Source organism: Dapis purpurea BLCC-M126 (assembly GCF_050015975.1).
Lineage (GTDB): Bacteria > Cyanobacteriota > Cyanobacteriia > Cyanobacteriales > Microcoleaceae > Trichodesmium.
Genome location: NZ_JBNHER010000201.1, coordinates 1 through 16087, shown reverse-complemented (window position 1 = coordinate 16087; position 16087 = coordinate 1). Strand labels below are relative to the sequence as shown.

General features: G+C 35.9%; 11 protein-coding genes. 6 read left to right on the top strand and 5 right to left on the bottom strand.

Annotated features, from left to right (window positions below; translation table 11 throughout):
- Positions 1–110 precede the first annotated feature (110 nt).
- A complete protein-coding gene (locus tag ACP6PL_RS17790) occupies positions 111–1664 on the top strand; it encodes a long-chain-fatty-acid--CoA ligase (RefSeq protein WP_426546602.1) in 1554 nt (517 codons plus the stop codon).
- A 38-nt stretch (positions 1665–1702) separates the two neighbouring features.
- Here the strand turns inward: ACP6PL_RS17790 and ACP6PL_RS17785 are convergent, their stop codons facing one another.
- The 4 genes from ACP6PL_RS17785 to ACP6PL_RS17770 all read right to left on the bottom strand — a co-directional run bounded on the left by ACP6PL_RS17785 (position 1703) and on the right by ACP6PL_RS17770 (position 10045).
- Complete coding sequence (locus tag ACP6PL_RS17785; RefSeq protein ID WP_426546601.1) at positions 1703–4870, bottom strand: type I polyketide synthase; 3168 nt, start codon at positions 4868–4870, stop codon at positions 1703–1705.
- Positions 4871–4988: 118 nt separating this feature from the next.
- Complete coding sequence (locus ACP6PL_RS17780; protein WP_426546600.1) at positions 4989–5642, bottom strand: DUF3226 domain-containing protein; 654 nt, start codon at positions 5640–5642, stop codon at positions 4989–4991.
- A 2-nt stretch (positions 5643–5644) separates the two neighbouring features.
- Positions 5645–6775: an AAA family ATPase gene (locus tag ACP6PL_RS17775; RefSeq protein WP_426546599.1), complete on the bottom strand. Its 1131-nt coding sequence runs from the start codon at positions 6773–6775 to the stop codon at positions 5645–5647.
- A gap of 129 nt (positions 6776–6904) precedes the next feature.
- Positions 6905–10045, bottom strand: a complete 3141-nt coding sequence (locus tag ACP6PL_RS17770; RefSeq protein WP_426546598.1) for a transglutaminase family protein — start codon at positions 10043–10045, stop codon at positions 6905–6907.
- Positions 10046–10618: 573 nt separating this feature from the next.
- Between ACP6PL_RS17770 and ACP6PL_RS17765 the strand changes: the two genes are divergently transcribed.
- Positions 10619–10990: a TerB family tellurite resistance protein gene (locus ACP6PL_RS17765; protein ID WP_426546597.1), complete on the top strand. Its 372-nt coding sequence runs from the start codon at positions 10619–10621 to the stop codon at positions 10988–10990.
- Positions 10991–11384: 394 nt separating this feature from the next.
- Entirely contained in the window at positions 11385–11747 is a 363-nt protein-coding gene (locus tag ACP6PL_RS17760; RefSeq protein ID WP_426546596.1) for a hypothetical protein, read from the top strand.
- Positions 11748–12203: 456 nt separating this feature from the next.
- Here ACP6PL_RS17760 and ACP6PL_RS17755 read toward each other — a convergent pair whose 3' ends face one another.
- Positions 12204–12971, bottom strand: coding sequence for a proteasome-type protease (locus ACP6PL_RS17755; RefSeq protein WP_426546595.1), 768 nt, complete (start codon positions 12969–12971; stop codon positions 12204–12206).
- A 572-nt stretch (positions 12972–13543) separates the two neighbouring features.
- Between ACP6PL_RS17755 and ACP6PL_RS17750 the strand changes: the two genes are divergently transcribed.
- From ACP6PL_RS17750 to mutT, 3 genes are all read left to right on the top strand, one after another.
- The gene (locus ACP6PL_RS17750; RefSeq protein ID WP_426546594.1) at positions 13544–14503 is read left to right on the top strand and encodes an RNA polymerase sigma factor, RpoD/SigA family; all 960 of its coding nucleotides are present in this window, start codon (positions 13544–13546) and stop codon (positions 14501–14503) included.
- Between the two features lie 480 nt (positions 14504–14983).
- Positions 14984–15325: a DUF760 domain-containing protein gene (locus ACP6PL_RS17745; protein WP_426546593.1), complete on the top strand. Its 342-nt coding sequence runs from the start codon at positions 14984–14986 to the stop codon at positions 15323–15325.
- A 263-nt stretch (positions 15326–15588) separates the two neighbouring features.
- Entirely contained in the window at positions 15589–15990 is a 402-nt protein-coding gene (gene mutT / locus ACP6PL_RS17740; protein ID WP_426546592.1) for an 8-oxo-dGTP diphosphatase MutT, read from the top strand.
- Positions 15991–16087: the final 97 nt, after the last annotated feature.

The following is a 16087-nucleotide window of genomic DNA, read 5'->3' as shown; positions in this document are numbered from 1 at the left end:
CAATGCTTGTGGATGAGTAGCCGCCGACGGTCTCAGTTGAAGCAGGAAGTAAACATTAAAATGTCATGTTATGACGTTTTATATCGGTTTTATGAAGCAGAAGATTAATAATGATATACGATAATGAAATTTTCACATTAGCCGATTTATCTTTGGTGCAAGGAAACAAGTTTCCCAACAATATAGCTTTGGTTTTTAAAGACCAATCCCTAACTTATTCACAGCTTGATTTACAAAGCAACCGTGTAGCTAATGGGCTATTAGCAGAAGGCGTTAAAGCTCAATCTAGAGTAGCATTGTTAGCAAAAGATTCATTAAAGAGTTACGAAATATTATTTGCTTGTGCCAAAATTAATGCAGTTTTAGTACCAATTAATTGGCGTTTAGTTGCAGCCGAAGTCAGCTATATACTTAGAGATGCTGATATCGAAATTCTATTAGTTGGATCGGAGTTTTATCCTTTAGTTGCATCAATTAGAGAAGAAGTTAAGACTATCAAAGCTTTTATCGGTTTAGAAAACACTGACCAGAATTGGGTTGGTTATAGTAGTTGGTGTCAGCAGTATAGTGATGTCAAACCTGATATTACAGTTAACCCAAACGACGTAGCTGTTCAAATGTATACCAGTGGAACGACTGGTCGGCCTAAAGGTGTTCAACTGGGACATTATAGCTTTTTTGCTGTTGCTAAAGAATTTGCGAAACTAGGCGAGAACTGGATAAATTGGAGCCAAAATGATAAAAATTTATTAATTTTACCTTCATTTCATATTGGAGGTTTATGGTGGGCTATTCGGGGTTTAGTCTCCGGAGCAGAAAATTTTATTCTGGAAACTTTTAATGCTTTTGAAGTTCTCAATGCAATTGAAAAGTATCGGATCACGAAAATGTGCATGGTTCCTGCAATGATTCAAATTACATTAGCTGAACCCCAGTCTAAACAAACAGATTTTTCATCATTGGGACATATTGTTTATGGAGGTTCACCGATCGCGGAATCTTTATTGAATAAGGCAATAGCAGTATTTTCCTGTGACTTTGTACAAATTTATGGCATGACAGAAACTGGAAACTGTGCTGTATCTCTACCTGCCTCTGCTCATATCTCTAATTATCCCAACCGATTGAAATCTGCTGGTAAAGCCTTTCCTGGAGTATCTTTAGCTGTTTTAGGTAGTGAAGGTCAAAAGTTACCTCCTTTTGAAATAGGTGAAATTTGCATAAATTCTCCTGCAAACATGATAGGTTACTGGAAATTACCTGAAGCTACAGCAAAAACTTTAGTCGATGGTTGGGTTCATACGGGAGATGCAGGCTATTTTGATGAAGAAGGCTACATTTATATTTGCGATCGCATTAAAGATATGATCTGCTATGGAGGAGAGAATGTCTATCCAGCAGAAGTTGAAAACATTTTATATGAACATCCTGCAATTGCTGAAGTTGCTGTAATTGGTATTCCAGATAAGTTTTTAGGAGAAAGTATAAAAGCAATTGTTGTTTTAAAAACTGGAGAAAATACAAGAGCATTAGATATTATCAATTTTGGTAGGGGAAAAATTGCTGATTTCAAGTTACCTACAAGTGTAGATTTTGTTGAATCTTTACCAAGAACACCTAGTGGCAAAGTACAAAAAGGCCAGCTTCGTCAAAAATACTGGTAAGGAAGTCGGTAAACATTGCATAGGAAAATATCGTCATTTTAGTCCCCTTCATTGTTAAGTAGAAGTGTAATCTCTTTCAATTCCTCTTGAATGGCTGTGGCCACTTCTGTTTCATGAATAGCAGTTGCTATTGCCTCTTCATATAACGGTTCTATTTCACCTTCAACCCTAATTTCTTGAGTTTTATTTGTCAAGTCTGAACTCTCATTTTTTGTCTCTAAGGGACCTCCCTCAATTTGCATAAGTAAATATTTTGATAGCTCTTGAATATTAAAATACTCCAGCAATGTTGATATTGACACTGAACATCCATAAGTTTTTTGTAATATTTCTCCTAGTTCTACCATCATTGAGTAGTTTAAACCCATATCAGCAAATCCTAACTGTGCATCTAGATTATTTGATTCCTCTAATCCTAGGATTTTATTCACTAAACTTTCTAAGTGATTTATTATTGATTTTTTCCGGTTTTTTTCTGTCTTTTTCTCCAGTTTTTGTAAAATAATATTTTTTTCTTGGGGATTTTTAATATGAGTTTGATGTTGATTTATGAGGATTTCTACCAGTTTTGGCAACAATTTTTGCTCATCTAATGTCAAGTTTTGACCCTGATTTAATTCTTGAGTTAATCCTTCTATATCACCTTGGTTTAGTAGATTAAAGATTAAGCTTGAGTTATTTTCGGGAATCTCTTTTGACTCCTCTTTTTCACAAGTTTCAATCCAATAACTTTGTCTTTGAAACGGATAAGTTGGTAGTGCTACTTTCTCTCGATTATAATCTTTGTCCCACCCAGACCAATCAATATTTACTCCTCTTATATATAGTTTGGCTAAACTTTCTAATATTTTTTGCCATTCTGTTTGGGTTGAAAGTTGAGACGTGCTTTCTTGTAGGGGCTTGGTAAGTAAGCCTCTACACAGTCCAATTTCTAGGAAGATTTCATCTCCTTCCTGATTTAGGGTTTCAATACTTTGACTCAGAGGTACAGATTCCCACAGATGATTCACCCAATATTCGGCTGAAGTAATTTCATTACTTAATTCTTTGCCCGTGATATTAGAAATCAGTGGTATTTGAGGCTGAGTGTAGATAATTTCTTGTGCTGAGACTTTAAATTCTGTATCAATAATTGTCTGACTATTAGGATACTGCTGCATTAACCTGCCCCTACTGGCGATTAATTTGAGAGCGTCTTCTAAACTAAAGACTCCTGCTAAACAAGCTGCTACATATTCTCCTACATTTTGACCTAAGAGGACATCTGGTTTAATCCCCCATGATTGCCATAACTGTGCTAAAGCATATTCTATGGAAAATAGGGCAGATTGACTATAGGTACTTTGGTCTAATAAATAGGAACTTGACTTTTGTGGCTGTTGAGGATATAGAATTTCTAAGAGTGGCTTTTCTACATAGGAACCTAGGATCTGGTCACATCTATCTAAGGCTTGACGAAAAGTCGGTTGAGTTTCATAGAGTTGTTGTCCCATGTTGAGATACTGGAGATTTTCACCTGTAAAGATGAAGGCAATTTTGGGTGTAGTGATGCGGTGAGATAGTTTTTCTGAGAATATTCCTGGGACTTGTTTTTCCTGTTTGTGCTGTCTGAGTTTTGCGACTAATTCTTGTTGGTTGGAGGCAATAATGGCTAGACGATGGTTGAAGTGGTTACGTCCTGTGTTGGCTGTGTAGCAGATGTCTGCTAGTTCTAATTCTGGATAAGTTTCCAGATAATTGGAATAACTACTGACTAACTCTTGCATAGCTTTTTCTGTTTTCGCCGACAAAGTTAATAGATGCAATGAACGTTCTAAAAATTCTTTACTGTTGCCTATTGCCTGTTGCCTGTTGCCTTCCTTTGGTGCTTCTTCCAAAACAACATGAGCATTAACACCCCCAATTCCAAAGGAACTTACACCAGCTCGTCGTGGAAGCATTTCCTCCGTTTCTGTCTGTAACTGCTGCCATTCTTGAGTTTCCGTAACTATATAAAATGGGCTGTCTTTTAATTCAATGCGTGGATTTAATTCTTGAAAATTAACAATCTTAGGCAATTTTTTATGCTTCATTGCCAATAACACTTTAATCACTCCAGCAATTCCGGCAGCTCCTTCCAAATGTCCAATATTTGTCTTCACTGCCCCTAAACCACAATAGGGTTTTTTAGAAAATTCTAGCTCATACTGTTTATAAAGTTGTTTAAATCCTCGTTTGAGAGCATTAATTTCCATCGGGTCTCCTAATGGTGTCCCAGTACCATGAGCTTCGATATAGGAAACTGTATTAGGGGCAACATTAGCTCTTGTATAGGCAGCTCGTAACACTTGGGATTGGGCGTAAATATTAGGAGAGGTAAGGGTTTTAGCTTTTCCTCCATGATTAATAGCACTACCTTTAATTACGCCGTAAATGCGATCGCCATCTACCATTGCTTTTGCCAAAGGTTTTAATAAAATTACTCCTGCGCCTTCTCCCCTAACGTAACCATTAGCTTCACTATCAAAAGTTTTACATTGTCCTGTTGGGGATAACATTCCCAGTTGACTCATTTGGATATAAGTTGTTGGTGTAAACAATACACTGAGTCCACCAACAAGTGCTGTCTCACATTCGGATTCTTTGAGAGCATTGATAGCATAATGAATAGCTACCAGTGAACTTGAGCAAGCCGTATCTATAGGGATGCTAGGTCCATGAAAATTAAAGAAAGAGGAAATTCGATTAGGAATCATACAAGTCCAAGTTCCTGTACCACTATGTCCCTGTATGTTTTCTTGATTTTTATTTAGTAAAAGAATTGAGTCATAGTTACAAGCTCCGATGAAAACACCTACCCGACTTCCTGATAGTTTAGATGGTGAATATCCAGCATCCTCCATACAAGACCAACTCAATTCCAGCATGATTCTCTGTTGAGGGTCTATTCTTTTTGCTTCTCTAGGAGAAATGCCAAAGAATTGGGCATCAAACTTGTCTATACCTTCAATTAGTCCTCCCCATTTACTAATGGTTTTATTGGGTGCTTCTGGGTTGGCAGAATAATATTTCTCTACTTCCCACCTCTGGGCAGGAATTTCACTTATACTATTTACTCCTGTTTCCAGATTCACCCAAAACTGGTTGTAATTATTAGCTCCTGGAAAGCGACAAGCAATGCCAATGATGGCTATTGTTTCGGTATTTTGTTGCTCTATTTTTTCCATTTCATCTAATTTATATAAATTAGGTTTAACTGTAGATAATCATATCATGTCTGGTTTTAAGATTTTGTTTTGATATTTAATAAGATATTCTTAAGGAGAAGATAGTTCAAATAAAATTTTACAAGTCATATAATTTTTTAAACCAGTTAATAAATATTTGAGCTTGGGGATGTTTGGGATTTAATATTTTTTCCATCACAGCATTATGTAATTGACGACCGGGAGGATTTTGCCAAGCTAACCATGTATGAATATTAGCTTTATCAGTATTATTTTCTATAAATGGCGCACTTAGATTTTTAGCTTCCCTAACAGTTGTTTTTGCATAGTTCCAAATAGGTTCATTTTCGTCAGGAATCATATAAGTCAGAAATGTTTCTAGCATCCCACGCATTTTATTATCTGGCATTATCCACACTCCAAATTTCACACCAGAATTTGTGGTATGAATTAAACCTGTTTCTGGTAAATTTTCAGGAAAATCAGGAATACTGGGTAAACAAACATTTCTAATACTTTGCCATGTATTTTCTAGATATTCATCTGCATCAACCATTAAACCTAATGCAGAAAGTCCTGAACTTTTTAACTGTGAAGAAATTACATCTTTTTTTAGTAGTTTTGTTTTGCCAGCATATTCTTTAATGAAGACAACTTCTTGCTGATTTTCTATCCAAGGAATATCATTAGCTTCTATCAAATATGGAATAACTCTTTTATCCTCAGCACCTTCTACCAAAAGCTTTTTTGGATATATTTTTCTTTGTGTCATTACTACCGTACCTCTATATCATCTTGGTCAGCAATAACAATTTCAGACTCGGTGAAAACTACAGAAGTATTTTTATCGGTTTCTATTCTGTGAATTGAAATTTCTTCACCTTTTAAACTTTCACTTTGAATCACATCTGTAAGACTTCTCCAACAATCACTATTATGAGTAGTAGCAAATACTTGAACATCTAATTTTTTCGCAGTTTTCCAAATAAGCTTCCACATATCAGACATTGTAGAAAAATGTAAACCAGTATCAATTTCATCTACAAGTAATACTCCACCTTGAGCAGAAACAAGAGCGATCGCTAATGCTAAAATTCGCCATATTCCCTCTCCCATACTACCAATAGGTATGGGTTGTTTTTGGTCAGAAACTTTTACTCTAAATCCACCTCTTGCTCCTACAATTCTAGTATTTAAAATTCTAGTATTAGAACCATATTTTTCAGGGCCAATAGAAGCAATACGTTCAATTTTAGGTTCAATAATTTGGAGTGCTTCTAGGGCTAACGTTTCCTCTGGTGTCAAGACAATTTCATCAAATAATTGAGTAATTTCGTCAATATCCAAAGATAATGGTGTAATAAATTGGGATTTTGTAACTGCTTCTGTAGTTATTCTAGATGACCTTAGTATACGAACATCCATACCTCCATCAGGTGATAATCTGCGTCTTATACTAACTTCTTTTTTTTTCCAATCAAGCATAAAAACAATATCTTCTAATTCATCTAGTTCATCAGTAATTTCTTCTGAATTATAAAATAAATCTTTTTGTTCATCTAATTTATTCGGTGAATCTGCTTGTATTGAAGCAATTAGATTTTCCTGATATTTATCATTAGTTCCTACTATAGAAAATTTGCTTCCTACTGAAATTTCACGCCCATAAAAAAGATGCCGAATATCTAGTTGTTTATCACGCTCCCTCCATAAATATTCTCCTCGGTAAAACATTATTTTCTGGAGTTGTGCAGGTTGGTATGCGGAATATAAAAGTTGAATTGCCTCTAAAATAGAGGTTTTCCCACTATTATTCATTCCTACCAACAAATTAACTCTGCTAAGTTGTTGAAGTTCAAAAGATTGGAAGCAACGAAAATTATTTATAGTCAACGATTTCAACATAATTTATTTCCTATTCATATCTATTTGAAAATAAAAAAACTAATTTTAAGACAATAGTAAATTTTCAACTTTTTGTTTGAGAAATTATTTTAATACTTAATCTCCCCTACTCCCCACTCCCCCACTCCCTCACTTCCTCACCCTCCGCAAATCTAAAGTCAACGGATACTCCGAACCCAACTGCAGCGAGGACAATTCAACTTTCCCAGAAGAATGCCCCATCCCTATAAACCGCTCTACCATTCGCGACTCTGCCTCCCGATAATTCACCGGAAACTGCTGATAAATCTTCCCATTAGGAGGACTCACATAATAACTGCATCCACCAATACTTCGCTCTACGCGACTATCCACAATTTCAAATACCAACGGACTATGACATTCGATCGCCGGATGTAATAAACTCCCATACTTCCGCGCTCTATATCTTACCCCCCCCACATACTCTCCTCCCACACCCGTAGACTGCAAGGGTATCTGACGACCATTACACAAAACTACATACCGCGACCCCACACTATCCTGATTGGGGGAATCACCCATAGCACCCCGCAACATTACCTGCAACCTTTCCATCGAATCATCTACATAACGCGCTGTTCCTCCACCAGTTGTTTCTTCTCCCAAAACGTGCCAAGGTTCAATTGCATAACGTAATTCCAACTGCAAACTATTCCGCATTATTTCCCCAACTATCGGAAAACGAAATTCAAAAAAGGGCGCAAACCAGTCAAACTCAAATCCAAAACCTGCCGACTGCAAATCCCCAATTACCTTTTGCAAATCCTTACCTATATAATGAGGCAGAAAAAAGCGATCGTGCAACATAGTACCCCAGCGAATCAAATCTCGCTGATAAGGTTGTTCCCAAAACCACGCCACCAAACCCCGAATTAACAACATTTGTAATAAACTCATTCTAGGGTGGGGAGGCATTGCAAACCCTCGAAATTCCAACAACCCAAATTGACGGCGCAGATTTTCTACCGGAAACAACTTATCAATACAAAACTCAGTACGGTGAGTATTTCCCGTGACATCCACCAATAAATTTCTCAATAAACGGTCTATTAATTCCGGCGGAACTTCTTTTCCTGGTTGTAACTCCTGAAAGGCAATTTCCAACTCATACAAACTTTCATGTCGCGCCTCATCTATTCGGGGTGCCTGACTCGTCGGACCGACAAATAAACCAGAAAATAAATAAGATAAACTAGGATGATGTTGCCAATATGTAATTAGACTCCGCAATAAATCTGGTCGTCGTAATAGAGGACTTTCCCCAACACTCTTACCACCAATAGTAATATGCGCTCCCCCACCCGTACTTACCCGGCGACCATCTAACTGATATTTCTCAGTTCCCAACCGACACAAACGCGCCTCTTCATATAAACTTGTCGTAATCTCCACCAACTCATCCCAATTTTCTGCTGGATGAATATTTACTTCTATCACTCCTGGATCTGGGGTAACTTGAAATCCATCTATTCCAGAATTGCCAGGAGGTGTGTAACCTTCAACTATTACAGGAATTTTTAGTTGCTTTGCTGTATCTTCAATCGCTGCAATTAAATCTAAATAACTTCTAGCAGAAGTCATAGGTGGAATAAATATATGTACTTTTCCCTGTCGCGCTTCTGTGGTTAATGCTATCCGAATAGAATTTTCTGGAGCTTCTAAAAATGTTGCACTTGGAGTTGTGGGAGGGTAGTTAATATCAACCGTTGCTTCAGGTTCCAAATTTTGTGCCCAAGAAATTGAACTAAGTGGCAAACGAAACCCCAACGGTGAGTCACCAGGAAGCAAATATAATTTACTTTCTGGCAATTGCCAATGACAACTACTCCAGTGCAGATTTTCATTTTTCAACACTGACAAAATAGGCAAAACATAACCCGCAGGTGTTTCAGTTTCCTGTTCATAAGTGGGGATAATGCAATTTGAATTAACACCCAACTGTTGCGCAATAGTTTCTATAAAAATTTCCGCTTCCTTCCGAGTATGACCATAATCTTGATTATCCTCTGCCATGAGAGAGCGATCGCCCCAAATAGGAACCCCATCTTTGCGCCAATAACACCCCAACGCCCACCTTGGCAAAGCTTCACCCGGATACCATTTACCCAAACCATAATGTAATAATCCCCCATTCTTGGCAAATCTTGTTTCCAGACGGTTTAACAATTCTCCTGCAAGTCGGCGTTTTTCATCTCCCAAAGCTTCCACTCGCCATTGGGGAGATTCAAAATCGTCAATAGAAATAAAAGTAGGTTCTCCTCCCATAGTTAACCCTAAACCCAAACGTCTTAGTTTTACCTCAACTTCCTGACCAAGACTGTCAATTTTTTGCCATTCTTCTTCACTGTAAGGTTTAGTCGCCCTGGGTGTTTCTTGGTGGCGAGAAACCTTGACCGAAAATTCTAAGTTAGACTCGCAGGGTTCAGTTGTGCCTCGTACTGGATTTGCTGCAGTGGGTTCGGGAGTACAGACCAGGGAAATATGACCCTCTGCTGCCAAGAAACCAGAGGTGGGGTCTAGACCTATCCAACCTGCTCCTGGTAAATAAACCTCGGCCCAAGCGTGTAAGTCTCCATTGTCCGATTTTGGAGTAGGGGAATTGTCAAGGGGTGGGATATCTTCTTTCAGTTGAATTAAATATCCAGAAACGAACCGAGCTGCTAAACCATAATGACGAAAAATTTGTACTAATAACCAGGCTGTATCTCGACAGGAACCAATTTTTCTATTGAGGGTTTCTTCGCAAGTTTGGATACCTGCTTCTAGTCTAATTTCATAGTTAATATCTTGAGCAAGTTGTTGATTAATAGAATTGATAAAATTAGTAGTATAGGTGTCTGTTTGTCTGTTTTTATTTATCCATTCCTGTAGTAAATCCCCTGATTCGGTAATTTCTAAAAAGGGTGTTAGTTCTTTATTTAACTGATTTTCATAAGCAAAAGGATATTTCTCAGCATAAGTTTCTAGGAGAAAATCAAAGGGATTTATTGGTTGAAGTTCGGCGATTATATCAACTTCGATTTTGAGTTTATCTGTTTTTTGAAGAAAGTTAATTTTGCTAATAAAATTACCATGGAGGTCTTGTTGCCAAGTAATTTGATGTTCTTGAGGTTCAATTTTTAATGAATAACTTTGAATCGGAGTACGACAATGAGGCGAAGGACGCAATCCTAACTGATGCGGTCCGAGAATAATAGGGCGGTCAAAGTTGTAAATAAGTTGATGATTGAGACTGACTTTTATTGACATTATTAATTCTGGTGTAAAAGAATAAGTAGGTAGTTTTTGAGATTGTTTTTATCCTAGAGATAGTCTTAGTTATAACAATGTATAGAGAAACACAAAAATAAAAATTCGATAGTTATAGTTAATAATTGTACTAATTTTTAGAGCTTGAATAATTACTGATTTATAAGTAGCGTAACAGATAATAAATGATTTAAATTTGATACATAAAGGGTGAATTTTATGTTAATTTTGATTGAATTTAATTCTAGAAGCTTTGGCGAGAGGTTTAATCAGATTAGCCTAAATTAAAGTAAATAAATATTATATCAAGTCTCGGCGTAGAAGTAAGATTTTTTTGTGTATTATTTATATTTTGATGAAATAGTATTGTACTACAAATAGGAAAATATAGTTGACCGGAATTTATGATAATTTTTAATTCTCAGAGAGAGATTTTCTGCAAAATATTGATGAATGAAATAACTGAAAATTGACGACTTTGATTTAGGCTGAATAGTGAGGAGATTGGTTATTTATTGATGGGATTGTTATAGATGAATAACCACTTCTTCAATCACTTTCATGGAGAGAAATATGGTAAATCCTGCTTTTGTTGAAAATATTGTGCTATTAGCTGCTCTGGTTGCTGTTGTTGATGGTCATGTCAGTGACCAGGAAAAAAACTTGATCTTTGAAGTTGGTTCTTACGAGCTGAGAATTCCCCCAGAAGAGGTAAAAAAGCACCTTGATAACTGGATGGGGATTTTCCAGGTTGAAGGATTTGTAAAGAATCGTGCAGCAGCAATTAGTTTAGCTAGGATAGCATTACAGCCTTTGGCAGACCATGAAAAGCACTTAGCATTTAGCATTTGCCTAGACGTAATGTTTCAAGACGGACAAAAGGCACCTGAAGAAGATAGTTTAATCAGAGAATTACAAAAATTAGTATTTGGTGGTCGTTGGTAAATTCAATCACTTACAATTTTCAATTTTTCAAATAACAATTAAATTAATATCATCTCCCCTAACCAAATTAAATATTCTCGTGGGGGATTTTTTTTTTGTATAAAACCTTACCTTACGATTGTTCTTAATTGCTGATAGAATAGTTCAATTACATCAGAAATTATGTATATTCAGAATAACATATAATTTTACTACAAATAGGAAAATATAGTTGACCGGAATTTATGATAATTTCTAATTGTCAGAGAGAGATTTTATGCCAAATCTTGATGAATAAAATAACTGAAAATTGATGACTTTGATGTAGGGTGAATAGTGAGGATATTGGTTAGTTATTGATAAAATCATTTATAGATAAATAACCACTTCTCCAATCACTTTCATGGAGGGAAATATGATTAATCCTGCTTCTGCTCAAAATATTATCAAATTAGCTGCACTGGCTGCTATTGTAGATGGTCAAGCCTCGGATCAAGAAAAGAACTTCATTGTTGATGAGGGTTCTTATCTACTTAGAATTTCCCAAGATGAGCTCAGATTTAAGCTCGAATTGTGGATCAGAAATTATCAAGAAAAAGATGCTCCCAACAATCCGGGAGTAGCCCTTAATTTGGCTTTGGATGCATTAAATCCTTTAACAGGTCCAGAGAAGCACTTAGCCTTTCACATTTGCGAGCAAGTAATTCACATAGACAGAGAAGTAAAAGACTCTGAATTACCCTTCTTTTTTCAATTAAACAGAATCGTATTTTCTTAATTATTACAGTCAGTCATTTACAACTTTTCAACTAACAACAAATTAACATTATTCTCCCTCCCAAATTAATATTATGGTGGGGGATATTTTTGTAGGTTTGCTTGAAAAAGGAAACCCAACAGATATACCAGTAAGATTTTTGCTGAGAAAATATTCTCAAGCTATGTTTTTGATAATTCAGGTAGGCAGACGAAATAATTTTCTCAACTGCTTTGTTAGTAGAGTTTATGTTGGGTTGCGCTGACGCTTAACCCAACCTACTAGCGCGTCAAGCTTAAAGTGGTGGAATAGATTTTTGATGTCAAGCTTTGAAAAATAAGCATTCTACCAATTTCCTAAAGTAACATTTAAGGCTTGATACGGCACTACAGTCTTACTAAAATTTACTTTTTCCTTGCTTCTTCCTTCTTCCTTCTTCCTTCTTACTTCTTACTTCTTACTTCTTCTTTCCCAGCCTCAATCAATCAAAATATCTTCCTGAGACTCTTGACAATCATATAACCAATTTAAATCCGGCATTTCATCAAGAGCGTCCTTAAGAGCAACCTCCCAAAATTTCCTAACCTTAGCCAAATAGGGATCGCCCAAACGCATTTGTAACCGATGCCGAATTTTAAAACTATCCTTTTCATACATCACTAAATTAATCGGCGGCCCTACAGACAGATTAGATTTCATAGTAGAATCTATGGAAACTAAAGCACATTTAGCAGCAGCCTCCAAAGAAGTATAAAAACTCAAAGCACGGTCTAAAATAGGTTTCCCATATTTAGTTTCACCTATTTGTAAAAAAGGCGTTTCTTTAGTAGCAGAAATACAATTTCCTTGAGGATAAATCAAAAATAATTCTGGGTCTTGCCCTTTAATTTGCCCTCCTAATAAAATACTGCATCCTGTATCAATTCTGTCCTGTTGCAGCCAAGAGCGGTCTTGCTCTAGAATTTGTCTAATTTTTCCCCCAATGTAGCGAGCAATTTCATAGAGGGTAGACAAAGTATGAAGATTAGTACCCTCAGAAATTTTTAAATCTTTTTTGAGTTCATTAATGACTCCCTGAGTAATTGATAAGTTCCCAGAAGTGCTAACCAGGATGACCCGCTCTCCAGTTAAAGAAAAATCAAACAACTTCAGATAAGTCGAAATATAATCCACCCCCGCATTAGTACGAGAGTCAGAGGCCATTACAATACCAGATTCAGTAATAATACCGAGACAATAAGTCATGTATGAATTAAGTCAAAAGTCAAAATTTAAAAGTCAAAAGCAAGAAATAAGTCCATAACTTCTAACTTTATCAAGTATTTTTGCAAAATTTTTGTGATTTTGTTGTGCAGGATGCAATTTTTTTAAGAATTTATGAGTAGTCTCATATAGGCAATTAAACCTATTCATCCGAAAAATCAATTGGTTTAGGTATAGCCATATGCTCTCATAAATGTTAATATTCTTAACATAGTATTGAGTTATGTAAAGGCCACAAAAAAATATCTGAAGCGATAAGAAAACAAGAAGGTCTACTTTAGGCAAATCTGACTAGGATTCCGTACTAAATCTAAATTCCGAAATAGTAAAACTTCTTTTATTGCCAACAAATGTCCATCATAGAAGCCCAATAAAATTGGAACTCTTTGGTCATATCTAAAAATCTAAAATCTATAAATTTAGAATATCTCTAGGCCAAATTAATCATAAATGGTCAGAGAAAAAAACTTTTTTAAGAAAAATTCAAGGAAAGCGTAATGCCCGCCCACTTTTCTTGCTACCTCGAAGTAGAGTTATCTAGCGGGAGGAAAATTATGAAGATTGGTAAAACCTCAGACATTGATTCTGTACGCACTTATCTAAGAGAAATTGGTCGTGTTCCCTTATTAACTCACGAAGAAGAAATTCTTTATGGAAAACAGGTTCAACGCTTAACAGCTTTGCAGGAATTCAATCAAACTTTAACTGAAGCCTTAGGTCGTAAGCCAACATTAGTAGAATGGGCTGATGCTAAAAATCTCTCAAAGAATGAATTGCAGCGAATTATTAGGGAAGGTGAAAGAGCAAAGCGGAAAATGGTAGAGGCCAATTTACGCTTGGTTGTATCTGTTGCTAAAAAGTATATCAAACGAAATGTAGATTTGCTTGATTTGATTCAAGAAGGTACTATTGGTATGCAGCGAGGAGTAGAAAAGTTTGACCCTACCAAGGGTTATAGATTTTCTACTTACGCTTATTGGTGGATTCGTCAGGCCATAACTAGAGCGATCGCAGAAAAAGGCCGTACAATTCGTTTACCTATTCACATTACAGAAAAGCTGAACAAGATTAAAAAAGTCCAGAGACAACTGACTCAACAGCTAGGACGTTCGGCTACAACTGGTGAAATAGCAGCAGAACTAGGTTTAACTCCAAAACAAATTCGGGAATGTTTAGAACGAGCTCGCTTACCTTTATCACTTGATTTGCGAGTAGGAGATAACCAAGATACAGAGTTAGGAGATTTATTAGAAGACACAGGAGCTTCTCCGGAGGATTATGCTCTCCAATCTTCCATGCGGACTGATTTAGAATCAATCATGGCTGACTTGACTCCTCAACAAAAGCAAGTTTTGGCCTTAAGGTTTGGTTTAGAAGATGGGCAAAGCATGACTCTATCCAAAATCGGCGATCGCCTAAATATTAGTCGTGAAAGAGTACGACAGATAGAGCGGGAAGCTTTAAGTAAACTTCGTAAAAGAAAGCAAGATATGAATGATTATTTAGCTAGTTAAGGATAATCAACTGCTTTGAGAAACTTATACAAACTTGGACATTCATCTGATTAAATTTTATATTTCTGCCTCGGTGTATCGGTTTCGCCGAAGCAGAAAATTTATTTTTTTGATGCTCCGTAAACAAAGACGAGAATTTATCTACCGTCAGTATTCATAACCCTGAAAATTTTTGCTGAGAGACTGGAGATAAGAAACTAGAGAGAAATAACACCGTATTGTTTAGATAAATATAGCACTATGCAAATAGGATGGGGACATTTATAAATACTCCATAAAGATTATTTTCGCACTGAAAACTTTATCATGGCTAAATTATGACTTATGAATTGTGCGTAGCGCTATAGTTCGGACTTCTAGCAACATTCTGTTAAATTAGTATTGAGGAAATAAAACAAATATTAACAATTGCAATAGATATGGTTGGTTAAGTCCATAAACCATAATTGTCAAAAAGAGTTTCTGAAATGGAGGTAGAAAGTGACCAATAGAAACAATCACAGGCCAGAGTTATTTGAAGAAAGTTCAGAAGGAGCCAATTTACTTTGGCAATATGTCCAATCTATGAGTCCAGATACAGTTTCCCACTTATCAAAACCAAATTCCCAAGAAGTTTTTCAGGTGATGGAGCGAAATATTATTGGACTCTTAGGCAATCTACCCTCAGAACAATTTAATGTAAATGTGACAACTAGCAGAGAAAATTTAGGTAAATTATTAGCTTCAGCAATGCTCAGTGGCTATTTTCTTAGAAATGCTGAACAGAGAATGACATTTGAAAATTCTTTGAAAATGGATCAAACATTTGGTAACGAGACTTAATTTAGTCAAGCTGTGATTATTCCCTTGGTTAATAAACCGGGGAATTTTTATTTGAAGAGGAAGGAAGAAGCAAGAAGGAGGAAGCAAGAAGGTAGAAAGAGGAAGGAGGAAGTTAGAAAAATAGTAAATTTTATGGCTCAATCAAATCAATAACTTTATACAAAAAAACAAGCACTTATAATCAATATTCTCTATTTTTAGCAAACATTTATTAAAGTTGTATTATTCAATCTATCTAATTATTGATAAGTATTCAAACGGACATGATATTGCCTCATAAGTTAATTGGTGTTGCTGTTATCTGGAATGAAGCAGGAGAAATTTTAATTGATAAGCGAAAACCTGGAGGTGTTTTTGGTGGTTTATGGGAATTTCCTGGAGGTAAAAAAGAAACTGGTGAAACAATAAAAAATTGTATTCAAAGAGAAGTTTTAGAGGAGTTAGGAATTGACGTTGGAGTAGAAGAACATTTAATTACAATAGATCATAATTATTCTGAAATTAGAGTCACGCTTCATGTCTATCATTGTAGCTACTTGCGCGGAATACCAAAAACTATAGAATGTGATGAGTTTAGGTGGGTAACATTAGATGAAATAGATGAATTTACTTTTCCCGAAGCAAATAAGCAAATTATTACTGCTTTAAAGAAAAATAAAAATTAACTATCAGATTTTAGCATTTAGCTATCAGCTTATAAATAATATTATAGCATTTCCCAAGCTAGTGAGGTACAATTAGGTAGGCGATCGCTAATCAAAA

What these genes read in the sequence shown, in the direction of transcription:
- ACP6PL_RS17790 (WP_426546602.1), top strand. Translation starts at nt 111, where the DNA reads ATGATATACGATAATGAAATTTTCACATTAGCCGATTTATCTTTGGTG.
- ACP6PL_RS17785 (WP_426546601.1), bottom strand. Translation starts at nt 4,870, where the DNA reads ATGGAAAAAATAGAGCAACAAAATACCGAAACAATAGCCATCATTGGC.
- ACP6PL_RS17780 (WP_426546600.1), bottom strand. Translation starts at nt 5,642, where the DNA reads ATGACACAAAGAAAAATATATCCAAAAAAGCTTTTGGTAGAAGGTGCT.
- ACP6PL_RS17775 (WP_426546599.1), bottom strand. Translation starts at nt 6,775, where the DNA reads ATGTTGAAATCGTTGACTATAAATAATTTTCGTTGCTTCCAATCTTTT.
- ACP6PL_RS17770 (WP_426546598.1), bottom strand. Translation starts at nt 10,045, where the DNA reads ATGTCAATAAAAGTCAGTCTCAATCATCAACTTATTTACAACTTTGAC.
- ACP6PL_RS17765 (WP_426546597.1), top strand. Translation starts at nt 10,619, where the DNA reads ATGGTAAATCCTGCTTTTGTTGAAAATATTGTGCTATTAGCTGCTCTG.
- ACP6PL_RS17760 (WP_426546596.1), top strand. Translation starts at nt 11,385, where the DNA reads ATGATTAATCCTGCTTCTGCTCAAAATATTATCAAATTAGCTGCACTG.
- ACP6PL_RS17755 (WP_426546595.1), bottom strand. Translation starts at nt 12,971, where the DNA reads ATGACTTATTGTCTCGGTATTATTACTGAATCTGGTATTGTAATGGCC.
- ACP6PL_RS17750 (WP_426546594.1), top strand. Translation starts at nt 13,544, where the DNA reads ATGAAGATTGGTAAAACCTCAGACATTGATTCTGTACGCACTTATCTA.
- mutT (WP_426546592.1), top strand. Translation starts at nt 15,589, where the DNA reads ATGATATTGCCTCATAAGTTAATTGGTGTTGCTGTTATCTGGAATGAA.